General features: G+C 61.8%; 9 protein-coding genes. 2 read left to right on the forward strand and 7 right to left on the reverse strand.

Annotated features, from left to right (window positions below; all coding sequences use genetic code 11):
* The first annotated feature begins 153 nt into the window (after positions 1–153).
* On the forward strand, positions 154–891 hold the full coding sequence (locus LDL37_RS05065) for an SDR family oxidoreductase (protein ID WP_290795210.1): 738 nt from the start codon (positions 154–156) through the stop codon (positions 889–891).
* Positions 892–1,136: 245 nt separating this feature from the next.
* Entirely contained in the window at positions 1,137–1,550 is a 414-nt protein-coding gene (locus LDL37_RS05070; protein ID WP_290795212.1) for a cupin domain-containing protein, read from the forward strand.
* Between the two features lie 2 nt (positions 1,551–1,552).
* On the opposite strand, the gene LDL37_RS05075 is transcribed toward LDL37_RS05070, so the two are convergent.
* From LDL37_RS05075 to LDL37_RS05105, 7 genes are all read right to left on the reverse strand, one after another.
* Positions 1,553–2,416, reverse strand: coding sequence for an aldose 1-epimerase (locus LDL37_RS05075; protein WP_290795214.1), 864 nt, complete (start codon positions 2,414–2,416; stop codon positions 1,553–1,555).
* 86 nt (positions 2,417–2,502) lie between these two features.
* Positions 2,503–3,933 carry a D-xylose transporter XylE gene (gene xylE / locus LDL37_RS05080; protein ID WP_290795216.1) on the reverse strand — a complete coding sequence of 477 codons (1,431 nt, stop codon included), beginning with the start codon at positions 3,931–3,933 and terminating at the stop codon, positions 2,503–2,505.
* A 461-nt stretch (positions 3,934–4,394) separates the two neighbouring features.
* A complete protein-coding gene (locus LDL37_RS05085; RefSeq protein WP_290795219.1) occupies positions 4,395–6,179 on the reverse strand; it encodes an IlvD/Edd family dehydratase in 1,785 nt (594 codons plus the stop codon).
* A 9-nt stretch (positions 6,180–6,188) separates the two neighbouring features.
* Positions 6,189–7,088 carry an SMP-30/gluconolactonase/LRE family protein gene (locus LDL37_RS05090; protein ID WP_290795221.1) on the reverse strand — a complete coding sequence of 300 codons (900 nt, stop codon included), beginning with the start codon at positions 7,086–7,088 and terminating at the stop codon, positions 6,189–6,191.
* A gap of 235 nt (positions 7,089–7,323) precedes the next feature.
* Positions 7,324–8,073, reverse strand: a complete 750-nt coding sequence (locus LDL37_RS05095) for an SDR family oxidoreductase (protein WP_290795223.1) — start codon at positions 8,071–8,073, stop codon at positions 7,324–7,326.
* A gap of 87 nt (positions 8,074–8,160) precedes the next feature.
* Positions 8,161–9,336 carry a fumarylacetoacetate hydrolase family protein gene (locus LDL37_RS05100; protein WP_290795225.1) on the reverse strand — a complete coding sequence of 392 codons (1,176 nt, stop codon included), beginning with the start codon at positions 9,334–9,336 and terminating at the stop codon, positions 8,161–8,163.
* A gap of 225 nt (positions 9,337–9,561) precedes the next feature.
* On the reverse strand, positions 9,562–10,000 hold a 439-nt coding region (locus LDL37_RS05105), incomplete at its 5' end, for a substrate-binding domain-containing protein (protein ID WP_290795227.1).

Consider the following 10,000-nt stretch of genomic DNA (forward strand, 5'->3'; position numbering starts at 1 on the left):
ACAAAATCCGAAGCCCTGGGCCATCAGGAGTTCATCCTGACCTATAAGGCCTTCGACCCGCTGGGCCCGGCCTGCCTGCCGCTGCGCCGGGCGTAACCTAATTATACCTCCCCACCTGTGGTGGGGAGGGGAATGATTTCAAGAGACCGCACCATGTCACGACTTTCCGGAAAAACCGCCCTGATCACCGCTGCCGGGCAAGGCATTGGCCGCGCCACCGTCGAAGCCTATGTGCGCGAAGGGGCCACCGTCATCGCCGCCGACATCAACGAGGCCAGCCTCAGCGAACTGGCGGCGCTGGAGAATGTCATCGCGCGCAAGCTCGACGTCACCGACGCCGAAGCCGTCAAGGCCATCGCCACTGAGTTCCCGAATATCGACATCCTCTATAACTGCGCCGGCTTCGTGCACGCCGGGACTATTCTCGATTGCGACGAACAGGACTGGGCCTTTTCCAACAGCCTGAACGTCACGGCGCAGTACCGCCTGATCCGCGCCGTCCTGCCCAACATGATCGCACGCGGCGGTGGCTCGATCATCAACATGTCGTCGATCGCCTCGTCGGTCAAAGGCATCCCCAACCGCTTCGCCTACTGCGCCACCAAGGCGGCGGTGATCGGCCTGACCAAGTCGGTGGCGGCGGATTTCGTGGCGCAGGGCATCCGCTGCAACGCCATATGTCCCGGCACGGTGGAGACGCCGTCTCTGCTGCAACGCCTGCACGACACGGGTGATTTTGAGCAGGCCTATAAGGACTTCACCGCGCGTCAGGCCATGGGTCGCTTCGGCAAGCCGGAGGAACTGGCGGCACTGGCCGTCTATCTGGGCTCGGATGAGTCCAAATTCACCACCGGCCGCGCCCACATCATCGACGGCGGCTGGGTGATGTAATCCCCCTCACACGTCTATGGCTTGCCATAGACGTGTGGATTGCATGGACGGACAAATGCGGGCGCTAGCATTCGTTGGCTCACTTGAGCCGCCGTATGGCTCTAAATTTTAGTGGTCGCGCAATTTTTCCGAAAAGTGGTGTCCACTTTGTCGGATTGCGCTCCGGACGCGGTTCTTAGCCCTCATTTGACATTTTGGGGCGATGCGTTTCTCTTCTCCGAAGAGAAACGTAAAGGAGGAACCCCATGCGCCTTATCTTAGCGACTGCGCTGATCGCCCTGCCCTCGTTCGCCCTCGGAGCCCCGCCCATGGTCATTATCGACGAAAAGGATACGGTGGTCGAAGAGGCCCCACCGCACGGCCGGATCGGCATGTCAACCGCCTGGCGCATCAGCGACAAGGCCCCGCAACGCAGTATGGAGTTCCGCAAGCGCAGCCTGCACAAGGGCGCGGCCATCGGTATCCATCCCATCGACCACGACGAAGTCTATTACGTCGTTTCCGGGACCGGAATTGTGGAATCGGACGGCGTGACCCGCACCCTCACCGAGGGCATGACCGCCTACCTCTATGAAGGGGCGCAGGTCGGCATCAAACAGGTGGGCGATGAGCCGCTGACCCTGATCATTTCGTATCCGTTGAAAGCCCGCACGAAATAGGTCTACCCGTGCAGGCTTATATCCATCCAGATTAGCGCCACTTCGCCGGGCTTGAGGCAGCGCAGGCCGGAATTGGCGTGGTGGAAGGGGTCCGGCATATGGTTGACCGGCTCGGCGCAGAAAAAGTCCTGCCCCGGCGGCACATAGACGTGCAGCCAGTGACAATCCGGTGAGGCGCGCAAGGTCAGGACCGGTGTCGCGTCCTCATAGATGTCGGCGCGCCCGGCAAAGCCCGTATGGCAATGGTCGATCAGGCCCGTGTCGCTGACGAAATCCCCCTTCGTCCAGTCCTTGCGCCACACGCCCGCGTACCATTCGGTCGGCAGGCAGTCCATATCGGCGATCCACACCCCATCGACGGGCGCCTTGAGCCGCGTCTGAGAGGTGCGGTTGAAATAGGGGTGAAAGCCCAGTCCCGCCGGCATGGCGGTTGAGCTGAGGTTCTTGACGCTCAGCCAGACGCGCAACCCCGCCGGACGCAGTTCGAACACCTGCCGCGCCTCATAGGCCCACGGCCACTCATCCGGCTGATGACGATAGGTCAGAACGGCCCGCGACGGCGATTGCTCCGTCACGCTCCAGCGCGCGCGCCAGCCCTGACCGTGCAGGGTATGCGGATGGTCACCCAGATTGGGGGCCATCTTCACCTTTTGCGTACCGATGGAGAAGCTGCCGTTACGGATGCGGTTACAGAAGGGCACCAGCGGAAACGACGCCGTCTCCAGCACATCGCGCGGGTCTTCGGGTGTCGGGCGCATATAGTCGCGGCCCTTGTGGCTCAAAGCGCCGATGGAGCCGCCCAGGTCCGGATGCAGGGCCAGCGTGGTGTCACGTGCCGTCAGGGTCAGCGTCGAAAGAGCGATCATGTGGCATTTCCATATTTTTGTTTTTGAGACGCAAACGGCGGAGCCTGATCGCAGCTCCGCCGTCCTTTACTGTGTCGCTTGAGAGTTTACGACTTCTTCCACAGGCTTTCAATCGCCTCAAGGGTCCGGCCCTTGGTTTCCGGCACGAACTTCCACACGAAGACCGCCGCCAGCACCGAAAAGGCCGCATAGATGTAGTAGTTGAGGCCGTGGTTGAAGGTGGCGTTCAGCGCGCTGTCGCCATCAATAACCTTGAATGACCAGGTGACGATGTAGTTTGAAATCCATTGGGCGGCGACGGCGATGGCCATGGCCTTGCCCTTGATGGAGTTGGGGAACATTTCGGCCAGCAGCACCCACACGACCGGGCCCCACGACAGGGCGAAACCGGCGATGTACAGCATGGCCGCGTACAGCAGCAGCGTACCTTCCTGCTTTTGCTGGAACAGGATGCCGAGCGCGGCCATCGACACGGCCATGACCAGAGCGCCGAGGATCAGCAGCGGCTTGCGGCCCCAGTGATCGACGGTGAAGGTCGCCACCAGCGTGAACACCACATTGGCCGCACCGACCAGCACGGTCTGGAACAGGGCCTGATCGGTTCCCGACCCGATATTCTTGAACATCAACGGCGCGTAATAGAGCACGGCGTTGATCCCGACGAACTGCTGAAAAACCGACAGCAGTACACCCACCACGACAACACCGACGCCGAACGAGAACAGCTTGCCCGAATGTTCGCTGAGCGAGCCGCGGATTTCGTCCATGGTCGCCTGCGCTTCCTGCGGGTCGTTCAACTCGCTGAGCAGCTTGCGCGCCTTGTCTTCCTTCTGCTTCATCACGTACCAGCGCGGCGTGTCGGGCATCAGGAAGGCCGCCAGGAAGAACAGGGCCGCCGGGATACCAGCCGAGGCCAGCATGTAGCGCCAGCCGGTCGAAAGCACCCACTCGTCCGTGCCGGATTCGGCGATCTTCAGATTGACGAAATAGACCAGCAGCATACCGCCGACGATGGCGATTTGCTGAAAGGTGATCAGCAGGCCACGCTGCTTCGCCGGGGCGATTTCCGCGATGTACAGCGGCGAAATCAACGACGCCATGCCGATGGCGACCCCACCGATAAAGCGGTAGATCATGAACGGCGTCAGGCCCTCAACGCCTAGACCCCCGATCGGAGCCAGACCCAGTTCCGGATAGCCCGACAGGATCGACGAGGCGAAGAACAGAAACGCGGCAATCAGCATACCGGCGCGACGGCCAAGCGAGGTGGACAGCGGCCCGGCGATCAGCGAGCCCAGCACGCAGCCCAGAAGCGCGATGCCGATGGCCGTACCGGCCAGAGAGTTGCGCGCCACCTCGGTGAGGTCGGTGCGCGGCGTGACGAAGTTATGGACGATGGCTTCTTCCGCGCCGGAAATCACGGCGGTGTCGTAGCCGAACAGGAGCCCGCCCAGAGCCGCGCCGATGGCGAGCCCCATGACCAGCCCCATATTCACTTTTCCAAGTGATGAGGACATTCAATTTTCCCTTCCCTGAGTGCAATCGAAGGATTGCAGACGTGTGACGCCTTCCGCTCTCTGGTCCCTGTGTATCGTTGGTGGTCGGGTGTGGCGGATAGGCGCAATGAAACTGAACCGCGCGCAGCGACTCGTAAAGGCCGCTCTCTCAAAAAGTGAGACACGGTCTTGGCGCACCGCGCCGCGGGCGTGGTTAATGTGCCTTAAATTTTCAGTCTGGCAAGCAAAAAGCTGATAGCGCTACCATCCGGGGGCTGGGTTTTACCGCAAAAATGCTGCGCAATATCCCTCCTCCCTGTTGCGCAGCAACAGTGAGGAGGTTGCGGTTATAGCGGAATGATTTCTCTTAGAATCATTCCGCTCAAGCCGCCATTGAGGCGGCGGCCAAGGTGGCGCAAGCCACCGCCCGGCGAGGGGCAAGCAGAAATCCTGATCATGATGTTTTTATCAAAACATCATGATCAGTGATTATGCCGCGGCATCTTGTCGGCGATCTTCGTATATTTCAGCGCCGGTTCCATCACCGCGCCCGTGTGCAGTTGCCCCACGGTCTGACGATAGATTTCCTGCCACAGGGTCATGGACTCCGGATAGGCCGGGATACCGTCGGCCTTGCGCTTTTCGATCTCTTCGGCAGAGACCAGCATGTCGCAAGCGCCGGTATTGATGTCGATGCGAATGGTATCGCCGGTGCGCAGCCAGGCCAGCCCGCCACCCACCGCGCTTTCGGGCGAGGCGTTGAGGATGGAAGGCGAATCCGCCGTCCCCGACTGACGCCCGTCGCCGATGGTCGGCAGCGAGGTGATGCCTTTTTTCAGCAACGCGTCGGGCGGCTGCATATTGACCACTTCGGCGGACCCCGGCCAGCCGACCGGGCCGGAACCGCGGATGACCAGAATGCAATGCTCGTCGATATTCAGCGCCGGGTCATTGATGCGCTCGTGATAGTCGGTCGAGCCATCAAAGACGATGGCGCGGCCTTCGAACACGCCTTCTCGGCCCGGTTCAGACAGATAGCGTTGACGGAATTCGGGCGAAATCACGCTCGTCTTCATGATGGCGAAGTCGAACAGATTGCCCTTGAGCACCAGGAAGCCCGCCCGCTCCATCAGCGGTTCGGCCACGGTGCGGATCATTTCGCGGTCGCGGGTTTCACGGCCTTCGACGTTTTCGGCAATCGTCTTGCCGGTAATCGTCGCCGCCGTGCCGTCCAGCATCCCGGCCTTCAACAGCTCGACATGGATAGCCGGGACGCCGCCCGCGCGGTGGAAGCGCTCACCCAGATACTTGCCCGCCGGCTGCATGTTGAGGATCAGCGGGATGTCATAGGCCGCCATCCAGTCTTCCGGCGTCAGCTCGACCCCGGCGTGGCGCGCCATGGCCACAATGTGCGGCTGGGCATTGGTCGAACCGCCCAGCGCCGCCACCGCCGCGATGGCGTTGAGGAAGGAGGCCTTGGTCAGGATTTTCGAGGGTTTAAGGTCCTCATAGGCCATTTCGACGATGCGGCGGCCCGTCTCATAGGCCATCTGCCCGCGCTCCCGATAGGGGGCCGGAATGGCCGAGCAGCCGGGCAGCGACAGGCCCAGGGTTTCGGCCACCGCATTCATGGTCGAGGCTGTGCCCATGGTGTTGCAGTGCCCCGCCGACGGGGCCGAGGCACAGGCGGCTTCGAGGAATTCGTCTTCGGTGATTTCACCGGCGGCCAGCTTGCGGCGTGAGCGCCAGATGACCGTGCCGGAACCGACCAGATCGCCGTCATGCCAGCCATCCAGCATCGGCCCGCCTGACAGCACAATGGCCGGAATATCAACGGCCGTGGCCGCCATAATGCCCGCCGGCGTGGTCTTGTCGCAGCCGGTCGTCAGCACCACCGCATCGAGCGGATAGCCGTGCAGGATTTCGACCAGCGTCATGAAGCTGAGGTTGCGATCGACGGCGGCGGTCGGACGGCGGCAGTTTTCAAAGATGGGGTGGCAAGGGAATTCCATGCAGATGCCGCCCGCATCGCGGATGCCTTCGCGCACGCGCTGGGCCAGATCGAGATGGATGCGGTTGCACGGGCTGAGGTCCGACCCCGATTGCGCGATGCCGATAATGGGCCGCCCCGAGCGCAATTCCTGCGGCGTGATGCCGTAGTTCATGAAGCGCTCCAGATAGAGCGCCGCCATGTCGATATGGCCGGGGGCTTCGAACCATTCCTGTGAACGGAAACGGCCATTGGGGGTCGCGGGTTTACGGCTCATGGATTGCCCTCAGAGAAAATGTATTTCGTTTTGCGGCTGACCCGCTACGTCGCTGCGGAAGCTGAACAGACCACCCGCCAGCGGTTGCGATTTGAGATCATCGGCGCTTAAGCCCTTGGCCGCCGTCGTCGCATAGACGGTTTTCAGGTCGCGGCCGCCAAAGGCGATCTTGGTGACGTTCGACACCGGCAGATCGACCTTACGGATCAGAGCCCCATCCGGCGCATAGACATGCACGCCCCAGCCGAAGAACAGCCCGACCCAAACCTGGCCCTGGCTATCGACGATCGGGCCGTCCATATAGCCTTCGCCGTGCGCGCCGGTTGTGCCGGAGGCGTCCAGTTGCGCGAACAGGCGCTTGTTATGGATGTCGCCGTGGTCGTCGAGATCGAAGGCGTAGATGTGCTTTTTCAGCGTGTCGTTGTGATAGAGGGTCTTGCCATCCGGGCTGACCGCCGGGCCATTGGTGATGACGTAGTCGTCGTCCATAACCTTCAGACCCCGCCCATCGTAGCGGTAGAGGCGACCGGTGGGTTTTTCTTCGTCATCGTCCATCGAGCCGAACCACAGGCGGCCCCTGGCATCGACAAAGCCGTCATTGAGCCGGTTGGTCGGCAGGCCCGGCTCGACATGGCTCAGCAGGGTGAATGTGCCGGTTTTGGGGTCGAAATCGTAAAGGCCCGTCTTGCAACCGACGACAAAGCCGCCGCGTGATTTAGGGGCGAGGAAACCCGGCTCGGACGGGGCGAGGAAGGACTGATGCGAACCGATGTCGGGATCGTAGCGGTGGACGCGCTTTTGCTTGATATCGACGAACCACAGGGCGTGATCGCGCGCCGACCATACGGGCCCCTCGCCCAGCGTGGCCTTGAGGTCGAGAACACAGGTCGGTTGGAACAGTTGGGTCATGGGCTTCCTCCGACGGAGAGTGAGGCAACACCCCCTTCCCCACCGCCGTTTGCTAGAGCGATGTGCGGAAAAGTGTGAGCGGTTTTCCGCAAAAACATCGCGACACAACAAAATTTAGAGCGAAATGGCGTTTCCACCTAAAGTCATTTCGCTCTAGATCAAACGGTCCCCCTCCCCGCCCCAAGGGGCAGGGAGGCATAAACAAGTCAAACCACCGAAACCGCCTCGGTCAGGCTTATCGCCAGCCAGCGTCGATCCAGTAGCCGTGGCCGGTGCACAGGGCCGCATCGTCAGAGGCGAGGAACAGGGCCAGAGACGCCACGTGCTGCGGCTCGATACGGCCATCGAGGCATTGCGCCTCAACGATCTGACGCTCGCCTTCGGGCGTATACCACTTCATCTGGCGCGGCGTTTTGACATTGCCGGGGATGATGGTGGTGACGCGGATATTGTCGCGGCCCAGCTCACGGGCCAAAGCGCGCGTCATGCCTTCGATACCGGCCTTGGCCGTTTCATAGAGCGTCAGGTCGGGCAGACCGAGGTGCCAGGAGATCGAGCCGAAATTGATGATGGCCCCGCCGCCCGCCGCCTTCATGCCCGGCGCGATGGCGCGGGTAACCATCAGCATATGCTTGAGGTTCACGCCGATATTCTTGTCGAAAAATTCCGACGTGATTTCCGCCAGAGAATGACGGTCGTCGCGCGCCGCATTGTTGAGCAGGATGGTCACCGGACCGTCGGCCTGAATGGTGGCCAGCACCTTTTCCAGCGCCGGCGTATCGGTCAGATCGCACGGATGATAGACCGGCGCGACACCCAGAACCCCGGTGTCGATGGTGGCGGAGACTTCATCGACGAGGTCGATGAAATGCACCTTCGCCCCTTGATTGACGAAGGCCTTGACCAGCCCTCCGCCGATACCCGACCCCCCGCCGGTGATGAGAACCTTACGCCCTTTCAGGCTCGGATAGATGGCAGACGACATGTCTTCAGAACTTTCTACAAACAAACACCAAGGGGCACCCGGAAACGGTTTCTGCGTTTCTTATAAAGGATGCACGTTTAATTACATCTAGGCCGCGTCGGCCTTGGCCGTTTCGACCTTAAGCAGACCCCGCGCGACGAGGTTCTGCATCAGGGCGACGATACCAAAGGTCCAGGCGCGCGCGTCTTTTGAGGTGGTGACGCGGTTTTCCAGCGTACCGAGCTTGGGCGAAGTGACGGTGACGATGTCTCCGACCTTGTGCGTGAAGCCACGGCCCGGCGTGTCGCGGTCCTGCGTCGGCGCAAACAGCGTGCCCAGCATCAGGACGAAACCGTCGGGATAGTGGTGCTCGCTCAGCGCCTGACGGATCAGTTCCAGCGGATCACGGCTGATCTGATCCATCGAGGAGCGGCCTTCCAGCACATAGCCTTCCGGACCGTCGATGCGCAGATCGAGCACGGCGGAGCGCACATCCTCAATCGTGAAGCCTTCGTCGAACAGGCGGATGAACGGCCCCAACGCGCACGAAGCGTTATTGTCCTTGGCCTTACCCAGCAGCAGGGCCGAGCGGCCTTCGAAGCAGCGCAGGTTGACGTCGTTACCGAGCGTCGCCCCCAGCGCACGGCCCTTCGGATCGACGACCATCACCACTTCGGGTTCGGGATTGTTCCACGTCGAGTCGGACCGCACGCCGACCTCTTCGCCCCAGCCGACCGACGACAGGACCGGCGACTTGGTGAAGACTTCAGCATCCGGGCCGATGGCGACTTCAAGATATTGCGACCACAGGCCGTCCGCGATCAGCGCCTCTTTCAGCTTGGCCGCCGCTTCGGTGCCCGGCACGACCGAGCGGATATCACCGCCGACGCGCGCCGCCAGATCATCGCGGATGGCCTGCGCCTTGTTATAATCGCCGCGCGCGCGTTCTTCGATAACGCGCTCGACCGCCGACACGGCAAAGGTGACGCCCGCCGCCTTGACCACCTGAAGGTCGATGGGCGACAGCAGGGTCGATTTCCCTTCCCACGCCTTCTGAAAGGCAAAGTCTTCCAGCTTGCCAAGGCTCTTGCCACCCGCGGGGACGCCCTTTTCCGGCCAGTTCGCCAGAAGCTGCGCCACGGTCGGGGCCACCGCGCTCATGTCGAACACCTCGCCCCCCTTGACCAGAACCGGGGTCGGGCCTTCGGGCAGAAGGATGCGGCCAACCAGCGTGGCCTCACGCCAATCTACCGGAAGCATGGCGGCGGGGAGGGAATCGGTCATGGTGACGCACCTTTGCTTTACGAATCGTCCGGACAGCCGGAAAGAAGGGACTCTGCTCAACCTGTAGCGTCCGGCCGCTAACCACCGGACTTTTATGTATTTTTTCCACACGGCCTCGCGCGCAACCGTGGCTACGCGGTTGAGCCGTTATGATACCGCTACCATTTCCAGCAGAAGTGCCCACTTGTCAAGAGGCGACACCCTTCGGGTTACATTTTTCGGCCCTCAGTCCGTCGCGTCTTCGCCCGGTGCCGAAGAGGACTGCCGCTCAATGATCGCGAAGTCGCGGATTTCATGCACGGGCGCATAGGGCTGACCCGAACGGCGCGTGCGAATCTGCTCCAGCAGCATCTTCAGCCCCAGCGACGCCATGTCCGAAATCGGCTGACGCACGGTGGTCAGTTCCGGCCACACGGACGAGGCCATAGACGTATCGTCAAAGCCCACAATGGTCACGTCCTTCGGCACATCAAGGCCCAGCCGGTGGGCCGAAGCCACGGCACCGGCGGCCATATCGTCGTTGGAGGCAAACAGCGCCGTCGGGCGCTCATCGCGCATCAGCAGGCTTTCGGCGGCATCGAAGCCCGAGCGATAGGTGAAATAGCCCTGACCGATCAGCTTGTCTTCCGGCGTCAGCCCGGCCTTGGTCAGGGCGGCGATATAG

The organism is Asticcacaulis sp. (assembly GCF_020217185.1).
In the GTDB taxonomy this organism is placed as follows: domain Bacteria; phylum Pseudomonadota; class Alphaproteobacteria; order Caulobacterales; family Caulobacteraceae; genus Asticcacaulis.

Coding starts and splice junctions, on each gene's coding strand:
- LDL37_RS05065 (WP_290795210.1), top strand. CDS start 154: ATGTCACGACTTTCCGGAAAAACCGCCCTGATCACCGCTGCCGGGCAA.
- LDL37_RS05070 (WP_290795212.1), top strand. CDS start 1,137: ATGCGCCTTATCTTAGCGACTGCGCTGATCGCCCTGCCCTCGTTCGCC.
- LDL37_RS05075 (WP_290795214.1), bottom strand. CDS start 2,416: ATGATCGCTCTTTCGACGCTGACCCTGACGGCACGTGACACCACGCTG.
- xylE (WP_290795216.1), bottom strand. CDS start 3,933: ATGTCCTCATCACTTGGAAAAGTGAATATGGGGCTGGTCATGGGGCTC.
- LDL37_RS05085 (WP_290795219.1), bottom strand. CDS start 6,179: ATGAGCCGTAAACCCGCGACCCCCAATGGCCGTTTCCGTTCACAGGAA.
- LDL37_RS05090 (WP_290795221.1), bottom strand. CDS start 7,088: ATGACCCAACTGTTCCAACCGACCTGTGTTCTCGACCTCAAGGCCACG.
- LDL37_RS05095 (WP_290795223.1), bottom strand. CDS start 8,073: ATGTCGTCTGCCATCTATCCGAGCCTGAAAGGGCGTAAGGTTCTCATC.
- LDL37_RS05100 (WP_290795225.1), bottom strand. CDS start 9,336: ATGACCGATTCCCTCCCCGCCGCCATGCTTCCGGTAGATTGGCGTGAG.